This is a genomic window from Pseudomonas sp. WS 5078 (assembly GCF_012985745.1).
In the GTDB taxonomy this organism is placed as follows: domain Bacteria; phylum Pseudomonadota; class Gammaproteobacteria; order Pseudomonadales; family Pseudomonadaceae; genus Aquipseudomonas; species Aquipseudomonas lundensis_A.
The window spans coordinates 92,849-114,898 of the sequence record NZ_JAAQWX010000007.1 but is presented as its reverse complement, the minus strand read 5'-3'; the positions used below and the strand labels follow the sequence as shown (position 1 = coordinate 114,898).

Genomic DNA, 22,050 nt, shown 5'->3' with positions numbered 1-22,050 from the left:
GCCGCCGAGTGAGATCCGCACCCGATGAACAACGCTCTGAACCAGTTGCAGCCTTACCCGTTCGAAAAATTGCGCGCCTTGCTGGGCAGCGTGCAGCCCAATGCCGACAAGCGCCCGATTGCGTTATCGATTGGCGAGCCGAAACACCGCTCCCCCGATTTCGTGGCCAAAGCCCTGGCTGACAACCTTGACCAGATGGCGGTCTACCCGACCACATTGGGCATCCCGGCCCTGCGCGAGTCCATTGCCCACTGGGCCGAGCGCCGTTTCAACGTACCCGCGGGCTGGCTCGACCCGGCGCGCAACATCTTGCCGGTTAACGGCACCCGCGAAGCACTGTTCGCCTTCACTCAAACCGTGGTCAACCGTGGCGACGACGCGCTGGTCATCAGCCCGAACCCGTTCTACCAGATCTACGAAGGCGCCGCCTTTCTGGCCGGGGCCACGCCGCACTACCTGCCATGCCTGGCTGAACACGGCTTCAATCCCGATTTCGACGCCGTTTCGGCCGACAAGTGGAAGCGTTGCCAGATCCTGTTCCTTTGCTCACCTGGCAATCCGACAGGCGCACTGATCCCGCTTGAAACCCTGAAAAAGCTGATTGCGCTGGCCGATGAACACGACTTCGTGATTGCCGCCGACGAGTGCTACAGCGAACTCTATTTCGACGAAACCACCCCGCCAGTCGGCCTGCTCAGCGCCTGCGTGGCCTTGGGTCGTGAGGATTTCAAACGGTGCGTGGTGTTCCACAGTTTGTCCAAGCGCTCTAACCTGCCAGGGCTGCGGTCCGGTTTCGTCGCAGGCGATGCCCAAATCCTCAAGGCGTTCTTGCTGTATCGCACCTACCACGGCTGCGCCATGCCGGTTCAGACCCAACTGGCCAGCATTGCTGCCTGGAACGATGAAGCCCACGTGCGCACCAACCGCGACCTGTACCGCGAAAAATTTGACGCGGTGCTGGAGATTCTGAGCCCGGTCATGGATGTACAGCGCCCGGATGGCGGCTTTTATCTGTGGCCGAGCATTGAAGGCGACGATGCTGCGTTCTGCCGCGACCTGTTTGCCGAAGAGCACGTGACCGTAGTGCCAGGTTCGTACCTGTCACGCGAAGTCGATGGTTTCAACCCGGGCGCAGGCCGCGTGCGCATGGCACTGGTGGCCCCCTTGGCTGAATGCGTGGAAGCCGCAGGGCGGATTCGCGCGTTTATTGAACGCCGCACCTAATGCTTTGAATCTGCAGGAGCGAGCGTGTTCGCTCCTGCACTCAGGCACACGCACTGCTTACTTTACGGTCCCCAGATTCGCTTCACTCAAGTCCAGATCACGCAGGATTTCGCTAAGCACTTCATCGCCAATTTCGTGATGACGACGCAGGCTGTAAAGCTCCAGACGCTGCGCCCTGAGCGCTTTAAGGCGCAAGCGCCCTTCCAGATCATCCATCTTCGATGCCAAGGCCTGGGCCTCTGCAGAATCATTGAAGACGTCAAGCTGATGCCGGTACTCAGACATGATCCGCGCCTTCAACTCAGCAGCCAACGCTGCCTGGGCAGCATCCGGCGGATCGTTAGGATCAATCACCTCTTCAGTCTCCAGGGCATGGATGGCCGCCTCTGCCGTACGGCGCCACGCCTCACGTACCTCATTGCGCATTGCGTCATCCGAGCTGCGGGCGATCCCGCGCAACAATAACGGCAAGGCAATACAGGCCACGATCAACGAGAGCAAAATCACACCGGCCGCAATGAAGATCAGCAGCTCACGCTCGGGGAAATCAAGGCCCTCATTGAGCAGCAAGGGGATCGACATCACACCCGCCAGCGTCACCGCCCCGCGCACACCGCCCACGGTCAGGATCCAGCAGGAGCGTGCAGTCGGCACCATCGTCAACTCTTCCTTACCGCGCCAGCGTCGCAGCAAACCTGACAAGCGCCAGATGCTCTGCACCCAGATAAAACGCAGCGCGATCAGGACCAGGAAAATCACCACCACATCCAGGATGCGATACATCAGCGTGGGCCAGAGGTGGGTTTCCAGCCTGACAACCGCCTTGATGATGTCGGGCAGTTGCAGACCCAGCAGCAAAAAAATCAGCCCGTTAAACGCAAACTCCAATAAGCCCCACACGCTGCGGTTCAGTAACCGGGTGCTGGTTTGACGCGGCAACAAGTCCAGCCAGCTCTGCATCATCCCCGCCGCGACCGCCGACAAAATACCTGACGCACCCAGACGCTCGGCCAGTACGTACGCGGCAAAGGGCAACAACAGCATAAATACAACATGCGTCGCAGGGTCATCCCAGCCGCGAGCAATCATCCACGAGCGCATGCGCCCGACTACCCAGCTCAACGCCACACCGATGGCCAGGCCGCCACAGGCCACCAACATGAAAGTCACACTGGCATTGGCCAGCGAAAACACGCCTGTAATCGCAGCTGCCAACGCGAACTTGAACGTAACCAGACCTGTTGCGTCATTCATCAACGCTTCGCCTTGCAGCATATGCATCAAGGGCGCCGGCAAGCGGTTTTGCGCAATGGCTGAAACCGCCACCGCATCAGTCGGGGACAGGACAGCGGCGAGCGCGAACGCAACAGGCAAAGGAATGGTCGGCAGCAGCCAGTGAATGAAGTACCCCGCCCCCACCACCGTAAATAAAACCAGACCGACGGCCAGCGTCAGGATCGGCCCTCGCAAGCGCCAGAACTCGCGCTTGGGGATGCGCCAGCCATCCGAGAACAACAACGGCGGCAAGAACAGAAACAGGAACAGCTCCGGGTCCAGCGCCACGTGCAGCCCCAACGTCGGCCAAGCCAGCAAGGCGCCGGCTGCGATTTGCACCAAGGGCAACGGCAACGGGATCAAACGCCCCAATAGACGCGAGACACCCACCAGCATCAGCAGGATGAGGACGGTATAGGCGGTTTGCATATCAGCAGGGTTCCCGAACAAGCCGTTTTAAACAAAACAGCTTTTAACTAAACATAAGTGGCAACACTTTTCCATCAAGAGCCATAGTAGCCTTTAACCACTAACTCTGACCGCTGAACAAAAGTCGCAATGGCCTGATGACATGTCACATCACTGTGGCAACCTCTACGGCTGGCGCATCCGGCGCGCCGGTCGTGGCATAATCCGCGACCGCTCATTTTCCGCATCTCCAAAGGAGGGGCAATTTCCGTGACCGATTCGAGCAAGACGTTGCACCTTTTTGGCATCAAGGCCTGCGACACCATGAAAAAGGCTCGCACCTGGCTGGATGAACATGGGGTGCCATACGATTTTCACGACTACAAAAGCAGCGGCATCGACCGTGATCACCTGAACCAGTGGTGCAACGAGCACGGCTGGCAGGTGGTGCTCAACCGGGCAGGTACAACCTTTCGCAAACTCGACGACGAACACAAAGCCGATCTCGACCAAGCCAAAGCCGTTGAACTGATGCTCGCCCAACCCTCGATGATCAAGCGCCCGGTGCTCGATCTCGGAGACAAAACCCTGATTGGCTTCAAGCCAGATCTTTATGCGGCGGCCCTTCTTTAAAAGGCTTAAAGGCCACGGACCCGCCCATTTATTTTTGTAAGAGGTAATTGCATGTCTACTACCCTGTTCAGCGCAGCCTTCGGCGTCGGCACCCAAAACCGTCAAGGCGCATGGCTGGAAGTGTTCTACGCACAGCCCCTGCTCAACCCGTCGGCCGAGCTGATCGCCGCCATCGCCCCGATCCTGGGCTACACCGGCGGCAATCAGGCAATCACCTTCACCACGGCCCAGGCCGCCCAGATGGCTGAAGCCGCCAAACCTGTGGACGCGGCCCAGGCAGCCCTGCTGACCCGTCTGGCTGAAAGCCACAAGCCGCTGGTCGCCACGTTGCTGGCCGAAGACGCTGCCCTGACCTCCACCCCAGAGGCATACCTCAAGCTGCACTTGTTGTCGCACCGCCTGGTCAAGCCCCACGGCCTGAGCCTGGCGGGTGTGTTCCCGCTGCTGCCAAACGTCGCCTGGACCAGCCAGGGTGCCATCGACCTGAGCGAGCTGGCTGAGCGTCAACTCGAAGCCCGCCTGCGTGGCGAGCTGCTGGAAGTATTCTCGGTCGACAAGTTCCCGAAAATGACCGACTACGTTGTTCCGGCTGGCGTGCGCATCGCTGACGCGGCCCGTCTGCGTCTGGGTGCTTACATCGGGGAAGGCACCACCGTGATGCACGAAGGTTTCGTTAACTTCAACGCTGGCACTGAAGGCCCGGGCATGATCGAAGGCCGTGTATCGGCAGGCGTATTCGTCGGCAAGGGCTCGGACCTGGGCGGCGGCTGCTCGACCATGGGCACCCTGTCGGGCGGTGGCAACATCGTGATCAAGGTCGGCGAAGGCTGCTTGATCGGCGCCAACGCCGGTATCGGCATCCCGCTGGGCGACCGCAACACAGTGGAATCTGGCCTGTACGTGACCGCTGGCACCAAAGTGGCCTTGCTGGACGAACATAACCAACTGGTCAAAGTGGTCAAGGCGCGTGAACTGGCCGGTCAACCTGACCTGCTGTTCCGTCGTAACTCCGAAACCGGCGCTGTGGAATGCAAAACCCACAAGTCGGCCATCGAGCTGAATGAAGCCCTGCACGCTCACAACTAAGCGTCTGTCTGCCACTGACGGGGCCGGCTTCCGGCCTCGTCAACTGAGCCCTGAACACCATGTTTTTGTCTTCTCCCTGGCGGGCTGACTTTCCGGCCATCGCCGCCTTGCAGCGTCAAGACCAGACCTATCTGGACAACGCTGCTACCACACAAAAACCCCAGGCCCTGCTCGACGCACTGACGCACTACTACGCCAGTGGCGCCGCCAATGTGCACCGGGCCCAACATTTACCGGGCGCCCACGCAACCCAGGCGTTCGAAAACAGCCGTACAAAAGTCGCTAACTGGCTGAACGCCAGCGACTGCGGCACCGTGGTTTTCACCCACGGCGCGACCTCGGCACTGAATCTACTGGCCTATGGGCTGGAACATCAATTTGCAGCGGGCGATGAAATCGTCATCAGCGCCCTTGAACACCACGCCAACCTGCTGCCGTGGCAACAGCTGGCCCAGCGCAAACACCTCAAACTGGTGATTTTGCCGCTTAACGATGACGGCATCATTGACCTGCAAGCCGCCGCCGAACTAATCACCCCGCGCACCCGCCTGCTGGCCGTCAGCCAGCTGTCCAACGTCCTTGGCGTATGGCAGCCCTTGCCTGCCTTGCTGTCACTGGCCAGGGCACAGAATGCGCTGACCGTGGTCGATGGCGCACAGGGCGTGGTGCACGGTCGGCACGATGTGCAGGCGCTGGGTTGCGACTTCTATGTTTTCTCCAGCCATAAGCTCTATGGCCCGGACGGGCTGGGCGTGCTCTTCGGGCGCCATGACGCCTTTGCCCGCCTGCGGCACTGGCAATTGGGTGGCGAGATGGTGCAAGACGCCGACTACCACCACGCAACCTTCCGCCCGGCGCCCTTGGGTTTTGAAGCGGGCACCCCGCCGATTGCCAGCGTGATCGGCCTGGGCGCGACCTTAAGCTATCTGGCAAGCCTGGATCAGCGGGCCGTTGACGTTCACGAAGCCGCCTTGCACGCCCTGCTGGTAGAAGGCCTGAAGCAGCGCAAGGGCGTTCGCCTGCTGGGCAACCCGCAACTGGCACTCGTCAGTTTCGTGGTGGATGGGGTGCACAACGCCGATCTGGCGCATTTGCTCACCGAACAAGGGATAGCAGTCCGCGCTGGCCATCACTGCGCAATGCCACTCCTTAAAAGCATGGGTTTGGCAGGCGCCATTCGCGTCTCGCTGGCGCTGTACAACGATTCTGAAGACCTGGAGAGATTCTTCGTCGCGCTGGATCAGGCACTGGAGTTACTGCGATGACCTTACCCGCAGACGCGCAAGCGGCGCTCGACAGCTTTGAACAGTGTTCGGGCTGGGAGCAGCGCGCCCGCTTGCTGATGCAATGGGGCCAGCATCTGCCTGCGCTGGATGAGCACGCCAAGACAGATGCCAATCGCGTGCACGGCTGCGAAAGCCAGGTATGGCTGGTCGGTGAACTGAAAGACGGTCACTGGCAGTTTGCCGCCAGCAGCGATGCTCGCTTGATTCGCGGGCTGGTGGCACTGCTGCTGACGCGGGTTAACGGCTTGACGGGCGAAGAACTCAAACACGTGGATTTACCCGCCTGGTTCGAACAGTTGGGTCTAAGCCGTCAACTGTCCCCATCACGCAGCAACGGCCTGAACGCCGTGTTACAGCGGATGCGGGAACTGGCGCTCAGCTAACAGCCCCGCAGCCCGTTCAGGCTGCTGGTTTTTCTGAGTTCACACCGTCAGACGCCGCTGCCGGTGGGAGCGGGTCAGGCTGAATACTCTGTTGTTGCTTCAGCTTTTCTGAGGGGCGACGCACCCCCGCCACGATTTTGTCCACCGCCTTGGTGGCCGCGACCATGCCGAAGGTCGCTGTCACCATCATCACCGCGCCGAACCCACCAGCACAGTCCAGCTTGACGCCATCCCCGACAAAACTTTTCTGCAAGCAAATGCTGCCATCCGGCTTGGGATAGCGCAGTTGCTCAGTCGAGAACACACAGGGCACGCTGTAGTGACGGGTCACCGTGCGCGAGAACCCGTAATCGCGACGCAAGGTGGAGCGCACTTTTGAGGCCAGCGGATCGTTGAAAGTACGGTTCAGGTCGCACACTTGAATCAACGTAGGGTCGATTTGCCCGCCCGCACCACCGGTGGTGATGATCTGAATCTTGCGGCGCTTGCACCAGGCAATCAGCGCCGCTTTCGCATTCACGCTGTCAATACAGTCGATCACGCAATCGATGTCCGGGGTGATGTACTCGGCCATGGTTTCACGGGTCACGAAATCAGCCACCGCATGCACCGTGCACACAGGGTTGATCTCACGCAGGCGCTCGGCCATCACCTCGACTTTGTCCCGACCAACGGTCGAGCTCAAAGCATGCAGTTGCCGATTGGTATTGCTGACGCACACGTCATCAAGGTCGAAGAGCGAAATTTCACCCACGCCGCAGCGGGCGATGGCTTCGGCTGCCCACGAACCGACACCGCCCACGCCCACGATTGCCACATGGGCACAGCGCAGCCGATCCATGCCTTCCAGACCATACAACCGGGCGACACCGGCAAACCGCGGATCTTCTGTACTCATAACCACCACCCCAAAAACCGGCGCGCATTATAGGGGTGTCTTGCGACGCTTGAGTACATTTCCTACAAGACTTCCGACTAAGCCTGCTTTAATAACCTACTAAGCAACAAGATAAGAGCTACAAGTAATAAAGAAAGAACTTAAGTCGACTATCGCTGCCAAATGCCCAACCTTTCGCCGCCTGCTGTACGCCCAGTGAAAACGCAGTGTAGGATGCGCGCCGTTTGGCACCTGCCGACCGATCTTCGTTCCACTCCCTTTGGAACCCGAAATAGTTATGTCATCGCGTAAATTTGGACTCAATCTGGTGGTGGTTCTGGCCATTGCCGCACTCTTCACCGGCTTCTGGGCGCTTATCAATCGCCCGGTCTCTGCGCCCAACTGGCCCGAGCAAATCTCCGGTTTTTCGTACTCGCCGTTTCAACAAGGCCAGTACCCGCAGAAAGACCAGTACCCGTCCGACGATGAAATGCGTCGCGACCTGGAGATCATGAGCAAGCTGACCGACAACATTCGTACCTATTCGGTCGACGGCACGTTGGGGGACATCCCCAAGCTGGCGGAAGAGTTCGGTTTGCGGGTCACGATCGGTATCTGGATCAGCCCTGACAAAGAGCGCAATGAGCGCGAAATCCAAAAAGCCATCGAACTGGCCAACAACTCACGCAGCGTTGTACGCGTGGTGGTCGGCAACGAAGCCCTGTTCCGTGAAGAGATCACCCCCGAAGAGCTGATCGTGCTGCTCGACCGGGTGCGCGCAGCCGTCAAAGTGCCCGTGACCACGTCCGAGCAATGGCACATTTGGGAGAAATACCCGCAACTGGCCAAGCACGTAGACTTGATTGCCGCGCACATCCTGCCGTACTGGGAATTTATCCCGGTGGACAAGGCCGGTGAATTCGTACTGGACCGTGCCCGGGACCTGAAAAAGCTGTTCCCGAAAAAACCATTGCTGCTGTCGGAAGTTGGCTGGCCAAGCAACGGCCGCATGCGCGGCGGTGCAGATGCCAGCCCGGCCGATCAGGCCATTTACCTGCGTAACCTGGTCAACACCCTGAACCGCCGGGGCTACAACTATTTCGTCATCGAAGCGTTCGACCAGCCGTGGAAGGCCAGTGACGAAGGCTCTGTGGGCGCCTACTGGGGCGTGTACAACGCCGCCCGCCAGCAGAAATTCAACTTCGAAGGTCCGGTCGTGGCGATCCCGCAATGGCGCGTCCTGGCCATTGGCTCGGTGGTCATGGGCCTGCTGTCGCTCGCGCTGTTGCTGATTGATGGCTCGGCGTTGCGCCAGCGTGGTCGCACCTTCCTGACGTTCACCGCGTTCCTGTGCGGGTCGGTACTGGTGTGGATCGGTTATGACTACAGCCAGCAATACAGCACCTGGTTCAGCCTTACCGTGGGTTTCCTGCTCGGGCTCGGTGCCCTCGGGGTGTTTATCGTGCTGCTGACCGAAGCGCACGAACTGGCGGAAGCCGTGTGGATTCGCAAGAGGCGCAGGGAATTCTTACCGGTCGAGAGCGACGATGCTTACCGACCCAAGGTCTCTATTCACGTGCCGTGCTACAACGAGCCGCCCGCGATGGTGAAACAGACCCTCGACGCGCTGGCCAACCTCGATTACCCGGACTTCGAAGTGTTGATCATCGACAACAACACCAAGGACCCGGCGGTCTGGGAACCGGTCCGTGACTACTGCGCCACCCTAGGCCCGCGCTTCAAGTTCTTCCACGTGGCCCCGCTCGCCGGCTTCAAGGGGGGCGCGTTGAACTACCTGATCCCGCACACCGCGCCGGACGCCGAAGTCATCGCCGTCATCGATTCCGATTACTGTGTGGACCGTAACTGGCTCAAACACATGGTGCCGCACTTCGCCGATCCGAAAATCGCTATCGTGCAGTCACCGCAGGACTACCGCGATCAGACTGAAAGCACCTTCAAAAAGCTCTGCTACTCCGAGTACAAAGGGTTCTTCCACATCGGCATGGTGACCCGTAACGACCGCGACGCGATCATCCAGCACGGCACCATGACCATGACCCGCCGCTCAGTGCTCGAAGAACTGGGCTGGGCCGACTGGTGTATTTGTGAAGATGCCGAGCTGGGCCTGCGGGTATTCGAAAAAGGCTATTCCGCTGCCTATTCCCACAACAGCTACGGCAAAGGGCTGATGCCCGATACCTTCATCGACTTCAAGAAACAGCGATTCCGCTGGGCCTACGGAGCGATCCAGATCATCAAGCGCCACGCCGCCAGCCTGCTGTGGGGAAAGGGGTCTCAACTGACCCGGGGGCAGCGTTATCACTTCCTCGCGGGCTGGTTGCCGTGGGTGGCTGACGGCATGAATATTTTCTTCACCGTTGGCGCCCTGTTGTGGTCGGCAGCGATGATCATCGTACCGACACGCGTCGACCCGCCGTTGCTGATTTTTGCCATCCCGCCGCTGGCGCTGTTTGTGTTCAAGGTCGGCAAGATCATCTTCCTGTACCGCCGCGCCGTGGGGGTCAACCTCAAGGATGCATTTGCCGCAGCACTGGCCGGATTGGCGTTATCGCACACCATCGCCAAAGCGGTGCTGTACGGATTTTTCACCACCAGCATTCCGTTTTTCCGTACCCCCAAGAACGCCGACAACCACGGCTTCTGGGTGGCGATCTCGGAAGCACGGGAAGAAGTGTTCATCATGCTGCTGCTCTGGGGCGCCGCGGTCGGGATCTTTTTCGTCCAGGGGCTGCCAAGCAACGACATGCGTTTCTGGGTGGTGATGTTGCTGGTGCAATCGCTGCCGTATCTGGCGGCTCTGGTGATGGCCTTTATGTCCTCTCTGCCAAAACCGGTGGAAGCGTCTGAAGAACTGCCTGCTGCATAAATTGACAGCAACCACTAAACGGCGGCCTCTGGTCGCCGTTTTGCTTTAAGATAACCGCCCTTTGGCGCCAGCCCTGCAGGCGCGAGCGTGCTCGCGATCAATCCTGCGCCCTTACACGCCCAGCTTCGGAGTCCACCACCATGACGGCCCACGCCGACCTCTCGCCGACCCTGCAACTTGCTTGCGATCTGATCCGTCGCCCTTCCGTGACGCCAATCGACGCCGATTGCCAGAAGCTGATGATGCAGCGCCTGGGTGATGCCGGTTTCAAACTGGAACCGATGCGTATTGAAGACGTGGACAATTTTTGGGCCACCCACGGCAAACAGGATGGCCCGGTGCTGTGCTTTGCCGGTCACACCGACGTGGTGCCGACCGGCCCGGTGCAAGCCTGGCAGAACGACCCGTTTGATGCGCTGATCGACGAGCACGGCATGCTGTGCGGGCGTGGTGCTGCGGACATGAAAGGCAGCCTGGCCGCCATGCTGGTGGCCGCTGAACGCTTCGTGGCGGATTATCCGGACCACAAGGGGTCAGTCGCTTTTCTGATTACCAGCGACGAAGAAGGCCCGGCTCATCACGGCACTAAAGCCGTGGTTGAGCGTTTTGCTGCGCGCAAAGAGCGTCTGGACTGGTGCATCGTGGGCGAACCGTCGAGCACGACGCTGGTGGGCGACGTGGTTAAAAATGGTCGCCGCGGCTCTCTGGGCGCCAAGCTCACGGTACGCGGCGTTCAAGGTCACGTAGCCTACCCCCACTTGGCGAAAAACCCGATTCACCTGGCCGCCCCGGCATTGGCCGAACTGGCCGCCGAGCACTGGGACAACGGCAACGACTTCTTCCCGCCGACCAGCTTCCAGATCTCCAACCTCAACTCGGGGACTGGCGCGACCAACGTGATTCCCGGCGAACTGGTGGCCGTGTTCAACTTCCGTTTTTCCACCGAGTCCACAGTCGAAGGGTTGCAGCAGCGCGTGGCCGACATTCTCGATAAGCATGGCCTGGACTGGCACATCGAGTGGGCGTTGTCGGGGCTGCCGTTCCTCACCGAACCCGGCGCCCTGCTGGACGCCGTCTCGTCGAGCATCAAGCAAGTCACCGGCCGTGAAACCAAAGCCTCCACCAGCGGCGGCACCTCGGACGGGCGCTTTATTGCCACCCTCGGGACGCAAGTGGTTGAGCTGGGGCCGGTCAACGCGACAATCCACCAGGTCAACGAACGCGTGCTGGCCAGCGACCTCGACGTGCTGACCGAAATCTACTACCAAACCCTGATCAAGTTGCTCGCCTGATGCTCGCCTGCCCTATTTGCTCCGAACCGCTGACGGCGGTCGATAATGGCGTGGTCTGCCCGGCAGGCCATCGTTTTGACCGTGCGCGTCAGGGTTACCTGAACCTGCTGCCGGTGCAGCATAAAAACAGCCGCGACCCCGGTGACAATCAGGCCATGGTTGAAGCGCGTCGCGACTTCCTCAATGCGGGGCATTACGCCCCCGTGGCCAAGCGCCTGGCGGAACTGGCAGCCGAACGCGCGCCGCAGCGCTGGCTCGACATCGGTTGTGGCGAGGGGTACTACACCGCCCAAATCGCTGAAGCCTTGCCTCACGCTGATGGCTATGCGCTGGATATTTCCCGCGAAGCCGTTAAACGCGCCTGCAAACGCAACCCGCAGCTGACCTGGCTTATCGCCAGCATGGCCCGCGTGCCGTTGGCAGACGCCAGCTGCCAGTTTTTGGCCAGCGTCTTCAGCCCGCTGGACTGGCTGGAAGCCAAGCGCTTGCTCAGCCCCGGCGGCGGCCTGATGCGTGTAGGCCCGACCCGCGGGCACCTGATGGAGTTGCGCGAGCGCCTGTACGACGAAGTTCGCGATTACGCCGACGATAAGCATTTGGCGCTGATTCCCGAAGGCATGCAGCTGCAACACAGTGAAACACTGACATTTGAATTGCACCTGAGCGAGCCGCAGGACCGTGCCAATTTGTTGGCCATGACGCCACACGGCTGGCGCGCCAGTGCCGAACGTCGCGCAGCTGTCATCGAACACCCTGAGCCGTTAATCGTGACCGTGTCCATGCGCTACGATTTTTTCGTGCTTCAATAACCGACTTAACGGCCAAGGGAGCTCCCCTTGGCCCGACTAATCCGCGAGTGGATTTTTCAGACACGCAGTGAGGACATCCATGCGCCAACCCGATATCGAGATTTACCTGAAGGATTCCGACGTTACTTACAAAGACGTCGAAGCCTGGCTGTCAGACGTGCTGGGCGAATGCTCGAAATGGACTAAGAAAGGCAATACCTATAAATGCACGGCGGGCAAAGTGCCTGTGACATGGTTTCCCAAAGCCGTCGGCAAATGGAACAGCCTGCTCCTGGACAGTGACCAAACGCCGTGGGAAGACGACATCGCCTGCGCCAAGGCCGCGTTTGCGGCGCTCAACATCGAAGTGCGTTGCGCGCCGGGCAGTTGGGCAGAAGAACAGGGCGAGGCAGACGCTGACCGCTGGATTCGCATCAGCGCAGACGGTGAAGAAGAAATCACCTGGAAAACCGGTTCCTGAAACACTCAAACGCGTAGTGGCTGCTGCAGGGTGTGACAGGCCAGCAGTGCCGAGGTCCGCAACAGCGGAAGTCCTGCGGCCTGTTACCCGGCCTGCAGCAGCGACTACACGTGGCGATTACAGGCCCACCACATCCTCGGCTTGTAGCCCTTTGTCCCCCCTCACCTGGGTGTATTCAACCTGCTGCCCTTCCGCCAGCGAGCGATGGCCTTCGCCGCGAATGGCACGGTAGTGCACAAACACATCAGCGCCACCGTCACACTGAATGAACCCATAGCCTTTGGCGTCGTTGAACCATTTCACATTGCCGGTTAACCGCGTAGTCATACTTGCATCCCCTTATTGTTTTTAATGGGCTTGCTCATTCAGCCCTTCGAGAACTTTCGCTCGAACTTATACTTTGCTGAAAACGTCTTACACTTCTTGGCGAAAGTGCACCGAGTATAAGTCAGCGAGAAAAACACTCAATCAATATTACTTCGCTGCTTTTTTGCCGATTTTCCAGAGATACGGCACACTACGCGACCGAGTAAGCACTCGTTTTAATCCACTCATGCAGAAGCCGTATGACCCGTTCCCCGTTTCGCCGTCTTGTGTTTGGCGCCCTGCGTCGCCTGCTGTACCTATGGGTACGCTCGGAGACGATTAATCAGTCGTCTTTCACCCTGAACCTGGACCGCAGCCGGCCAGTGTTCTACGTCCTGCAATCGCCCTCCATTACCGAACTGGCCGTGGTTGATGCCGAGTGCACCAAGGCGGGCCTGCCGCGCCCGGTGCTGCCGGTGGCCGTCGGGCAGATGGTCGAGCCTGCCGCGTTCTTCTACTTGACGCCCGAGCCCGACTGGCTGGGCCGTCAGGACAAGCGCGGCGCTCCGCCGACCCTCACCCGACTGGTGGACAGCCTGACGCTGCACCCCGGCGAAGATGCGCAAATCATCCCGGTCAGCGTGTTCTGGGGCCAATCCCCCGACAGCGAATCGAGCCCCTGGAAGCTGTTGTTCGCCGACAGCTGGGCCGTCACCGGGCGCCTGCGCCGTTTGCTGCGCATCCTGATTCTGGGCCGCAAGACCCGCGTGCAGTTTTCTGCGCCCATTCACTTGCGCGAACTGGTCGACCACAACAAAGGTCACGAACGCACCGTGCGCATGGCCCAGCGCATCCTGCGGGTGCACTTTCGCAATCTGAAAACCGCTGTGATCGGCCCCGACCTGTCGCACCGTCGCAACCTGGTCAAAGGCCTGATCAACGAACCGGCCGTGCGTCAGGCAATCCTCGATGAAGCGCGGCGTGAAAACATCTCGGTCGATAAAGCCAAGGCCCAGGCGCTGCGTTACGCCAACGAAATCGCCTCCGATTACACCTACACCGCTATCCGCTTTCTGGAAGTGGTGCTGAGCTGGTTCTGGAACAAGATTTACGACGGGATCAAGGTTAACCACATCGAAGGTGTGCAAGACGTCGCGCAAGGTCACGAAATCATCTACGTCCCGTGTCACCGCAGCCACATCGACTATTTGCTGCTGTCCTACTTGCTGTTCCGCAACGGCCTGACCCCACCGCACATCGCGGCCGGGATCAACCTCAACATGCCGGTTATTGGCAGCCTGTTGCGCCGCGGCGGCGCGTTTTTCATGCGCCGCACATTCAAGGGCAACCCGCTGTACACCTCGGTATTCAACGAGTACCTGCACACACTGTTCACCAAAGGCTTCCCGGTGGAGTACTTCGTCGAAGGCGGACGCTCGCGCACCGGGCGCATGCTGCAACCCAAGACCGGCATGCTGGCCATCACCCTGCGCAGCTTCCTGCGCTCGTCGCGCATGCCCATCGTGTTCGTACCGGTGTACATCGGCTACGAGCGGGTGCTTGAAGGCCGTACTTACCTGGGCGAACTGCGCGGGGCGAGCAAGAAGAAAGAGTCGATTTTCGACATTTTCAAAGTCATCGGTGCCCTCAAGCAGCGTTTTGGCCAGGTAGCCGTCAACTTCGGCGAGCCGATCAAACTGGCCGAATTTCTCGACCATGAGCAGCCAGACTGGCGCCAGCAAGCATTGGGGCCGACGTACCGTCCTGAATGGCTCAACGCCACGACCCATCGTCTGGGTGAGAAAGTGGCACAGCACCTGAACGAAGCAGCCGCGATCAACCCGGTCAATCTGGTGGCGCTGGCGTTGTTGTCTACCAGCAAACTGGCACTGGACGATCGCGCCATGGCGCGGGTGCTGGACCTGTACCTCGCACTGCTGCGTCGCGTGCCTTATTCACCGCACACCACCTTGCCCGAAGGCGACGGCCGTGCGCTGATTGAGCACGTGAAGGACATGGACCTGCTGTCCGAACAAAGTGATGCGCTGGGTAAAATCCTGTACCTGGATGAGCAAAATGCCGTCCTGATGACCTACTACCGCAACAACGTGTTGCATATCTTTGCCTTGCCGTCGTTGCTGGCCAGTTTCTTCCAAAGCGCTTCGCGCATGACCCGTGAGCAGATTCTGCGTTACACCCGCGCTCTTTATCCGTACCTGCAATCCGAGCTGTTTATCCGCTGGTCGCTGGACGAACTGGACGCCGTGGTCGATCAATGGCTTGAGGCCTTTGTGGAGCAAGGTCTGTTGCGCTTTGAGAATGATGTGTACCTGCGCCCGGCACCGAGTTCGCGGCACTTTGTGTTGCTGACGCTGCTGTCCAAAAGCATCGCCCAAACCCTGCAACGTTTTTACATGGCCATTTCGTTGTTGCTCAACAGCGGCCAAAACACCTTGAGCGCCGAGGAGCTGGAAGACCTGTGCACGATGATGGCTCAACGCCTGTCGATCTTGCATGGCCTCAACGCCCCGGAATTTTTCGACAAGAGCCTGTTCCGTCACTTTATCCAGACCTTGCTGGAAGAAGACGTCCTGCGGCGCGATGCCAATGGCAAGTTGAGCTATCACGAGTTGCTTGGCGAATTGGCCGAAGGCGCTGCCAAACGCGTCTTGCCTGCCGAGATTCGCCTGTCGATCCGTCAAGTGGCACTGCACCGGGCTGAAGACGCCGAAGAGCAGGGTCAACCGCCGCTCTCGCTCGAGAAACACCTTTAAAACGCGGTAAAGCCTGTGTTGATGCCCATGGCGTCACGCAGGCTTGCCCTATTCACCTCATCGTTTTGATGCCTACTGAAAGGAAGCCTCTTTATGAAAAAAGTCCTGATCCTCAGCCTCACAGCCCTGCTGGGCGCATGCAGCTCAATGCACTCAACACCTCAGGCCACCCTCGACGGCGAAGTGTTCTACCTGCAACGCATCGCCCTGCCTCCTACCGCCACACTTGAAGTGAGCTTGCAGGATGTGTCGCTGGCCGACGCTCCGGCTGTCACGCTGGCCAAGCAAAGCGGTCCGATCAAGGGCCAAGTCCCGCTGCCGTTCCATTTGACGTATGACCCGGCGAGCGTCAAGCCCGGCCACACCTATGCCATCAGCGCCCGTATTGAAGACAATGGCCAACTGCTCTTCATCAACACGGAACGCAACAGCGTGGACCTCAACGCAAAAACCCTGCAGCCACTGCGTCTGCGCGTCGATCAAGTGGCTCACTGATCAACCCGCGCCAAGACCTGCCGTGCGCAGCGGCAGGTCTTGTGCAGAGACGTTGCTTAGACCTTTTTCACACGGAACCACGCCGCATACAGGGCTGGCAAAAACAGCAAAGTCAGCGCAGTCGCCACGATCAGCCCGCCCATAATCGCCACGGCCATCGGACCAAAGAACACACTGCGTGACAGCGGGATCATCGCCAGCACCGCCGCCAGCGCAGTCAGCACAATCGGCCGGAACCGGCGTACCGTGGCCTCGATAATCGCCTGCCAGGCATCCAGCCCCGCCGCTTTATCCTGCTCAATCTGGTCCACGAGGATCACCGAGTTGCGCATGATCATCCCCGACAACGCAATCGTCCCCAGCATTGCCACGAACCCGAACGGCTGGTTGAACACCAGCAGGAACAGCGTTACACCGATCAGGCCCAGCGGCGCTGTCAGGAACACCATCGCCATGCGCGAAAAGCTGCGCAGTTGCACCATCAGCAAGGTCAGTACCACCACGATAAACAGTGGCACGCCGGCCTTGACCGAATTCTGGCCGCGCGCAGAGTCCTCTACCGTACCGCCCACTTCCAGCAAGTAACCGTCCGGCAACTCAGCCCGCACATTTTCAAGTGTGGGAAGAATCTGCTGCACCAGGGTCGCCGGTTGTTCCTTGCCATAAATGTCGGCGCGCACGGTGACGTTGGGCAGACGGTTGCGGTGCCAGATGATGCCTTCCTCGAAGCCATATTCCAGCGTCGCGATCTGCGACAAGGCGACGCTCTGGCCGTTATCCGTGGGCACCGCCAAACTCGGCAGCGACGTCAGTTCCGTGCGCTCATGGGGCGTACCGCGCAACAGGATTTCAATCAACTCGTTGTCTTCCCGGTACTGGCTGACCGTCGAGCCCAACAGCGTGCTTTGCAGAAAGCGCGACAGGTTCGCAGTGCTCACGCCCAAGGCCCGTGCGCGGTCCTGATCGACGTTCAGGTACACGACCTTGCTCGGCTCTTCCCAGTCCAGGTGCACGTTAACCACATGCGGATTTTCACGCACCTTGGCCGCCACTTTACGCGCCAGCGCCCGCACTTCTTCAATGTGCTCACCGGTCACGCGGAACTGCACCGGGTAACCCACGGGTGGCCCGTTTTCCAGGCGGGTGACCCGCGAACGTACCGTCGGGAACTGTTCGTTGAGCGTGTCAATCAGCCAGGTGCGCAAGCGCTCGCGGTCTTCAATGGTCTGTGCCAGCACCACAAATTGCGCAAAGCTGGCCGCGGGCAGTTGCTGGTCCAGCGGCAAGTAATAACGCGGTGAGCCTGTTCCGGCGTAAGCCACGTAATTGACGATGCCGGGATGGCCTTTGAGCAAGGTTTCCAGGCGCTGCACCTGTTCGGTGGTATTGCTCAGCGACGCGCCTTCAGCCAGCTTCAGGTCCACCATCAGCTCCAGACGGCTGGAGGCCGGGAAGAACTGTTGCGGAACGAACTTGAACAGCACGACTGAGCCCAGGAACAGCACCACCGTCAGGGCAATCACGGTTTTGCGGCGGCGCACGCACCACTCCACCAGGCGCCGGATACGTTGGTAAAACGGTGTGCCGTACGGGTCGGGAGCACGCTCGCCCGCGCCATGTCTGGCAGCATGACGCTTCGCCAGGTCAGGGAGCAGCAACGCCCCCAAATAAGGTACAAACACCACGGCCGCGATCCACGACGCCAGCAACGCTATGGTCACCACCTGAAAAATCGAACGCGTGTATTCCCCGGTACTGGACTGCGCCATGGCAATCGGCAGAAAGCCCGCCGCTGTAATCAGCGTGCCGGTCAGCATCGGGAAAGCCGTGCTGGTCCAGGCAAAACTCGCCGCCTTGAACCGGTCGTAACCTTGCTCCATTTTGATGGCCATCATTTCAACGGCGATGATGGCATCGTCCACCAGCAAACCCAGCGCCAATACCAAGGCCCCGAGCGAAATCTTGTGTAGACCGATACCGAAGTAATGCAGGGCTGCAAACGTCATGGCCAGCACCAGCGGGATGGTCAGCGCCACCACCATGCCGGTGCGTACGCCCAATGAAAAGAAACTCACCAGCAACACAATCACCAGCGCCTCGACCAACACCTGCACGAATTCCCCCACGCTGGTTTTAACCGCTGCGGGCTGATCCGAGACTTTGCTCAACTGCAAGCCGGCTGGCAGGTTTTTCTGGATTCGGGAAAACTCGGCCTCCAGCGCCTTGCCCAGCACCAGAATGTCGCCGCCGTCTTTCATCGCCACGGCCAGACCAATCGCGTCCTGGCCCATGAAGCGCATGCGCGGTGCGGGTGGATCATTGAACCCACGACGCACATCCGCCACGTCCTCGATGCGCAAGGTGCGTTCACCCACACGTATAGGGAAACGCTCGATCTCTTCTACCGTTTTGAAATTACCGCTGACCCGCAGCTGCACGCGCTCGGTCGGGGTTTCAAAAAAACCGGCGGTTGAGACCGCATTTTGTTCTTCCAGTGCTTTTTGTACCGCTTCCAGCGGCAACCCCAGCGTGGCCAGTTTGAGGTTTGAGAGTTCGATCCAGATTTTTTCGTCCTGCAAGCCGAGCAGTTCGACCTTGCCTACATCTTTTACCCGTTGCAGCTGGATCTGGATGCGATCGGCGTAGTCCTTGAGCACCGCGTAGTCGTAACCTTCGCCGCTAAGGCTGTAGATATTGCCGAATGTGGTACCGAATTCGTCGTTGAAAAACGGCCCCTGAATCCCCGGCGGCAAGCTGTGCCGAATGTCGCTGATCTTTTTTCGAACCTGATACCACAGCTCGGGGATTTCGTTGGAGTGCATGGAGTCTCGGGCCATGAACGTCACTTGCGACTCGCCGGGCCGCGAAAACGAGACAATGCGCTCGTACTCCCCGGTTTCCATCAGCTTCTTTTCGATGCGCTCAGTGACCTGACGCGACACTTCTTCAGCCGTGGCGCCCGGCCACAATGTACGAATGACCATGGCCTTGAAGGTGAACGGAGGGTCTTCACTCTGGCCTAATTTGGTGTAGGAAAGCCCGCCAACGATGGCCAGCAGTAACATTAAAAACAGCACGATCTGACGATTACGCAACGCCCACGCCGAGAGGTTAAAGCCCATGGCGATTACTCCTTCGCCGCGATGTTGATCGTTCGGTTGGACCGATCAACAGGCCGTATCTCCTGCCCGTCGTGCAACACATGGACACCCGCCGCCACCACCCAATCCTCGGGCGACAGTCCTTCCAGTACCGGCACGCTGCTCTCGCCATACGCTCCGACCCGCACGGCCACGTGCTGCAAGGTGTTGCCCTGGCCGACACGCCAGACGTAGGTTGCGCCGTTTTCCGCGCTGAGGGCTGAAAGCGGCACGGATAGCGCGTTCACGCCATCCTGCGCAATGAACACCCGCGCACTCTGCCCCAGTTCGGCAGACACAGTGCCCGCCGTGAACGCTATGCGCGCGGCAAAGGTGCGCGATTGGGGATCAGCCGAGGGCGACAGTTCGCGAATCCGCCCGCTAAAGCGCTGACCTGGTTGCGACCACAGCTCAACCGACACCGGCAGTCCGGTCTTGAATCGGCCGAAAGCCTGCTCCGGCAGGCTGATCAACACGTCACGCTCTCCGTCGGCGGCCAACGTGAAAACGGTCTGTCCTGCTGATACGACTTGTCCGACTTCAACCTGGCGCCGCGCAATCACGCCGTCTTGCGGGGCGCGCAGTACGGCGTAGCTGGCCTGATTACTGGCCACGTCCTGTTCCGCCTTCAGCTGCTGAAGCTTGGCTTCGCCCGCACGGTAGAGGTTTTCAGCGTTATCAAACTGCGAGCGGCTGACCATCTGCCGCTCCAGCAGGGTTTTGTAGCGGTCGCGCTCCGAACGCACCAGATTCAGGTTGGCTTGCGCGGCCGCCACCTGAGCGCGGGTGGCATCGAGCTGCAGGCGGACGTCTTGGGGGTCCAGCTCGGCCAGCGGTTGATTGGCCTTGACCCGCTCGCCCTCATCGACCAACCGTTTAGTGACCTTGCCAGGAATGCGAAAGGCCAGCTGCGGGTCAAACCGGGCACGGACTTCGCCCGGATAACTGTGGGTGGCCAGTGCCGAAGGCTGGGGTTGCACCACGATTGCGGGACTGATGTTCACCTGAACAGGCTCCTCATGCCCGCACGCGGCTAACAACAACACCAAACAGACAGGCACAGCGCGGGGCAAGGCATGACGCAACATGGAGACGACCTTTCGCTTATGGGGCTTGGAATATTTATACTGGCCGGCATGTTATTAATACCAAACTCACCAGTCCAGTAATAAACGGAAATGTCTGATCATCCTTTAATGCCCAATGCCCCCGGGCGCCCCAAAGACATGGCAAAACGCCATTCCATCCTTGAGGCGGCCAAATCTCTGTTCTTGAGCAAAGGGTTTGCCAGCACCAGCATGGACGCTGTAGCCAATCTGGCTGGCGTCTCGAAACTGACCGTCTATAGCCACTTCACCGATAAAGAAAAGCTGTTCTCGGCCGCGATCATGGCCACGTGCTCAGAGCAGTTGCCCGATTTGTTTTTTGAGTTGCCCGCTGGCGTACCGGTTGACGCTGTGTTGTTAAACATTGCGCGAGGGTTTTACACGCTGATCAACAGTGAGGAGTCACTCAACCTGCATCGTTTGATGATGACGTTGGGCAGCCAGGACCCGAAGCTGTCGCAGATTTTCTTCGAAGCCGGGCCAGAGCGGATCGTGCTGGAGATGGGACGACTGCTCAACCATATACACCAGACCGGCGCGTTGCACATCGACAAGCCTGAGGCGGCAGCGGAACACTTTTTTTGCCTGATAAAAGGCGGGCCTAACTTCCGCCTGTTGTATGACTACGGCGAGCCATTAACCACCGATGAGGCGCACACCCACGTGCAGGATGTCGTGGACCTGTTCATGCGCGCCTACCGACCGGTTTGAAAGGGCTGAGCTCCCCCCATCCGCACAGGGAGACTCGCACCTTGCATCGCGTTAGGGTTTCAACGCTTTCTTCGGATAAATATCGTAACGGCTCGATTTTCCGTCCAGCGCGTGGCTGGGTTTTGGCCCGGCAATGCACGGCGCTTTGCGCGGGCGCTTGACCACCACGCGGTGAGTGGCCAGTGCCAACGCGGCCTCAAGCAGGGCGGGCGCATCGTTGTCGTCCCCCACCAACGGGCGGAAAAGGCGCATTTCCTTCTTCACTAATGCCGTTTTCTCACGGTGCGGAAACATGGGGTCGAGGTAAATCACCTGCGGCGGTTCGCCTTCCCAATTGCGCATCACCTCAATGGAGTTGCCTTTAAGTAAGGTCATGCGCGACACAATCGGCGCCACCTCAGCGTCATTCAGCCCTCGCGCCAAGCCATCTTCGAGCAAAGCACCAATCAAAGGCTGGCGCTCGATGAGGCTCATTTCGCAGCCAAGGCTGGCCAGGACAAACGCGTCCTTGCCCAACCCTGCCGTGGCGTCCAGCACCCGCGGGCGTACGCCCTGCTGAATGCCCACAGCCTTGGCAATCATTTGCCCGGTGCCCCCCCCAAACAAGCGCCGATGAGCCGCGCCGCCCTCCACGAAATCAACACGCACCGGGCCCGGCGCATCCGGCCCCAACTGCTGTAACTGCAAACCCTGGGCTGAGACTTGCAGGGCGAACTCGGCATCTGTTTGGCCCATCGTCAGGCCGAGGCGCCCGGCCCACTGCTCAGCCAAGGCTTGATATGCCTCGTCCAGTGCCTCGACGATGATGCGACAGCCCGCTGTTTGCTCACTCATTTAAAAACACGCTCAAAAATTTAATGATCGGCAAACGCTGCCGATAAATGAAATATCCGGC

17 protein-coding genes and 1 pseudogene are annotated in these 22,050 nt (G+C 59.6%); 12 read left to right on the top strand and 6 right to left on the bottom strand.

Annotation, left to right across the window (positions count from 1 at the left end; all coding sequences use genetic code 11):
* Positions 1-24: 24 nt before the first annotated feature.
* Positions 25-1,224, top strand: coding sequence for a succinyldiaminopimelate transaminase (gene dapC / locus HBN68_RS11665; protein ID WP_169964181.1), 1,200 nt, complete (start codon positions 25-27; stop codon positions 1,222-1,224).
* A gap of 57 nt (positions 1,225-1,281) precedes the next feature.
* On the opposite strand, the gene HBN68_RS11660 is transcribed toward dapC, so the two are convergent.
* Complete coding sequence (locus tag HBN68_RS11660; protein ID WP_094992429.1) at positions 1,282-2,928, bottom strand: Na+/H+ antiporter; 1,647 nt, start codon at positions 2,926-2,928, stop codon at positions 1,282-1,284.
* A 249-nt stretch (positions 2,929-3,177) separates the two neighbouring features.
* On the opposite strand from HBN68_RS11660, the gene HBN68_RS11655 reads away from it, so the two are divergent.
* Genes HBN68_RS11655 through HBN68_RS11640 form a run of 4 tightly spaced genes read left to right on the top strand, consistent with a single transcriptional unit; the run spans position 3,178 to position 6,295 of the window.
* On the top strand, positions 3,178-3,540 hold the full coding sequence (locus tag HBN68_RS11655) for an ArsC family reductase (RefSeq protein ID WP_094992430.1): 363 nt from the start codon (positions 3,178-3,180) through the stop codon (positions 3,538-3,540).
* A 51-nt stretch (positions 3,541-3,591) separates the two neighbouring features.
* Complete coding sequence (gene dapD, locus HBN68_RS11650; RefSeq protein ID WP_094992431.1) at positions 3,592-4,626, top strand: 2,3,4,5-tetrahydropyridine-2,6-dicarboxylate N-succinyltransferase; 1,035 nt, start codon at positions 3,592-3,594, stop codon at positions 4,624-4,626.
* Between the two features lie 59 nt (positions 4,627-4,685).
* A complete protein-coding gene (locus HBN68_RS11645) occupies positions 4,686-5,891 on the top strand; it encodes a cysteine desulfurase (protein ID WP_169964179.1) in 1,206 nt (401 codons plus the stop codon).
* Positions 5,888-6,295 carry a SufE family protein gene (locus HBN68_RS11640; protein WP_094992433.1) on the top strand — a complete coding sequence of 136 codons (408 nt, stop codon included), beginning with the start codon at positions 5,888-5,890 and terminating at the stop codon, positions 6,293-6,295. Before HBN68_RS11645 ends, HBN68_RS11640 begins: the two co-directional genes overlap by 4 nt.
* 97 nt (positions 6,296-6,392) lie before the next feature.
* Here HBN68_RS11640 and tcdA read toward each other — a convergent pair.
* Positions 6,393-7,193 (bottom strand): annotated as a pseudogene (gene tcdA, locus HBN68_RS11635) (tRNA cyclic N6-threonylcarbamoyladenosine(37) synthase TcdA); the annotation flags it as partial.
* A gap of 277 nt (positions 7,194-7,470) precedes the next feature.
* Between tcdA and HBN68_RS11630 the strand changes: the two are divergent.
* From HBN68_RS11630 to HBN68_RS11615, 4 genes are all read left to right on the top strand, one after another.
* Positions 7,471-10,062, top strand: coding sequence for a glycosyltransferase (locus HBN68_RS11630; RefSeq protein ID WP_094992434.1), 2,592 nt, complete (start codon positions 7,471-7,473; stop codon positions 10,060-10,062).
* 140 nt (positions 10,063-10,202) lie between these two features.
* Positions 10,203-11,354, top strand: coding sequence for a succinyl-diaminopimelate desuccinylase (dapE, locus tag HBN68_RS11625; RefSeq protein WP_094992435.1), 1,152 nt, complete (start codon positions 10,203-10,205; stop codon positions 11,352-11,354).
* The gene (locus HBN68_RS11620) at positions 11,354-12,163 is read left to right on the top strand and encodes a putative RNA methyltransferase (protein WP_169964177.1); all 810 of its coding nucleotides are present in this window, start codon (positions 11,354-11,356) and stop codon (positions 12,161-12,163) included. The genes dapE and HBN68_RS11620 overlap by 1 nt, the downstream gene beginning before the upstream one ends.
* A 79-nt stretch (positions 12,164-12,242) precedes the next feature.
* Positions 12,243-12,623 (top strand): hypothetical protein, encoded by a 381-nt coding sequence (locus HBN68_RS11615; RefSeq protein ID WP_094992437.1) that lies wholly within the window; start codon positions 12,243-12,245, stop codon positions 12,621-12,623.
* Between the two features lie 117 nt (positions 12,624-12,740).
* On the opposite strand, the gene HBN68_RS11610 is transcribed toward HBN68_RS11615, so the two are convergent.
* Positions 12,741-12,950, bottom strand: a complete 210-nt coding sequence (locus HBN68_RS11610) for a cold-shock protein (protein WP_094992438.1) — start codon at positions 12,948-12,950, stop codon at positions 12,741-12,743.
* Between the two features lie 239 nt (positions 12,951-13,189).
* On the opposite strand from HBN68_RS11610, the gene plsB reads away from it, so the two are divergent.
* Positions 13,190-15,703 carry a glycerol-3-phosphate 1-O-acyltransferase PlsB gene (gene plsB / locus HBN68_RS11605; RefSeq protein WP_094992439.1) on the top strand — a complete coding sequence of 838 codons (2,514 nt, stop codon included), beginning with the start codon at positions 13,190-13,192 and terminating at the stop codon, positions 15,701-15,703.
* Between the two features lie 93 nt (positions 15,704-15,796).
* Positions 15,797-16,198 carry a YbaY family lipoprotein gene (locus HBN68_RS11600; protein WP_094992440.1) on the top strand — a complete coding sequence of 134 codons (402 nt, stop codon included), beginning with the start codon at positions 15,797-15,799 and terminating at the stop codon, positions 16,196-16,198.
* A 56-nt stretch (positions 16,199-16,254) separates the two neighbouring features.
* Here HBN68_RS11600 and HBN68_RS11595 read toward each other — a convergent pair whose 3' ends face one another.
* Together HBN68_RS11595 and HBN68_RS11590 are read right to left on the bottom strand one after the other, a co-directional pair.
* Positions 16,255-19,320, bottom strand: coding sequence for an efflux RND transporter permease subunit (locus tag HBN68_RS11595; RefSeq protein WP_169964175.1), 3,066 nt, complete (start codon positions 19,318-19,320; stop codon positions 16,255-16,257).
* Between the two features lie 5 nt (positions 19,321-19,325).
* On the bottom strand, positions 19,326-20,426 hold the full coding sequence (locus tag HBN68_RS11590; RefSeq protein WP_169964174.1) for an efflux RND transporter periplasmic adaptor subunit: 1,101 nt from the start codon (positions 20,424-20,426) through the stop codon (positions 19,326-19,328).
* A 90-nt stretch (positions 20,427-20,516) separates the two neighbouring features.
* On the opposite strand from HBN68_RS11590, the gene HBN68_RS11585 reads away from it, so the two are divergent.
* Positions 20,517-21,155: a TetR/AcrR family transcriptional regulator gene (locus HBN68_RS11585; RefSeq protein ID WP_169964172.1), complete on the top strand. Its 639-nt coding sequence runs from the start codon at positions 20,517-20,519 to the stop codon at positions 21,153-21,155.
* A 51-nt stretch (positions 21,156-21,206) separates the two neighbouring features.
* Here the strand turns inward: HBN68_RS11585 and HBN68_RS11580 are convergent, their stop codons facing one another.
* Positions 21,207-21,989 (bottom strand): class I SAM-dependent methyltransferase, encoded by a 783-nt coding sequence (locus HBN68_RS11580; protein ID WP_169964170.1) that lies wholly within the window; start codon positions 21,987-21,989, stop codon positions 21,207-21,209.
* Positions 21,990-22,050 lie beyond the last annotated feature (61 nt).

Bases quoted from the DNA above. Each gene is read 5' to 3' on its own strand.
- plsB (WP_094992439.1), top strand. From the start codon at position 13,190: ATGACCCGTTCCCCGTTTCGCCGTCTTGTGTTTGGCGCCCTGCGTCGC.
- dapE (WP_094992435.1), top strand. From the start codon at position 10,203: ATGACGGCCCACGCCGACCTCTCGCCGACCCTGCAACTTGCTTGCGAT.
- HBN68_RS11590 (WP_169964174.1), bottom strand. From the start codon at position 20,426: ATGTTGCGTCATGCCTTGCCCCGCGCTGTGCCTGTCTGTTTGGTGTTG.
- dapD (WP_094992431.1), top strand. From the start codon at position 3,592: ATGTCTACTACCCTGTTCAGCGCAGCCTTCGGCGTCGGCACCCAAAAC.
- HBN68_RS11595 (WP_169964175.1), bottom strand. From the start codon at position 19,320: ATGGGCTTTAACCTCTCGGCGTGGGCGTTGCGTAATCGTCAGATCGTG.
- HBN68_RS11630 (WP_094992434.1), top strand. From the start codon at position 7,471: ATGTCATCGCGTAAATTTGGACTCAATCTGGTGGTGGTTCTGGCCATT.
- HBN68_RS11640 (WP_094992433.1), top strand. From the start codon at position 5,888: ATGACCTTACCCGCAGACGCGCAAGCGGCGCTCGACAGCTTTGAACAG.
- HBN68_RS11610 (WP_094992438.1), bottom strand. From the start codon at position 12,950: ATGACTACGCGGTTAACCGGCAATGTGAAATGGTTCAACGACGCCAAA.
- HBN68_RS11580 (WP_169964170.1), bottom strand. From the start codon at position 21,989: ATGAGTGAGCAAACAGCGGGCTGTCGCATCATCGTCGAGGCACTGGAC.
- HBN68_RS11645 (WP_169964179.1), top strand. From the start codon at position 4,686: ATGTTTTTGTCTTCTCCCTGGCGGGCTGACTTTCCGGCCATCGCCGCC.
- HBN68_RS11660 (WP_094992429.1), bottom strand. From the start codon at position 2,928: ATGCAAACCGCCTATACCGTCCTCATCCTGCTGATGCTGGTGGGTGTC.
- HBN68_RS11585 (WP_169964172.1), top strand. From the start codon at position 20,517: ATGTCTGATCATCCTTTAATGCCCAATGCCCCCGGGCGCCCCAAAGAC.
- HBN68_RS11615 (WP_094992437.1), top strand. From the start codon at position 12,243: ATGCGCCAACCCGATATCGAGATTTACCTGAAGGATTCCGACGTTACT.
- HBN68_RS11620 (WP_169964177.1), top strand. From the start codon at position 11,354: ATGCTCGCCTGCCCTATTTGCTCCGAACCGCTGACGGCGGTCGATAAT.
- HBN68_RS11600 (WP_094992440.1), top strand. From the start codon at position 15,797: ATGAAAAAAGTCCTGATCCTCAGCCTCACAGCCCTGCTGGGCGCATGC.
- dapC (WP_169964181.1), top strand. From the start codon at position 25: ATGAACAACGCTCTGAACCAGTTGCAGCCTTACCCGTTCGAAAAATTG.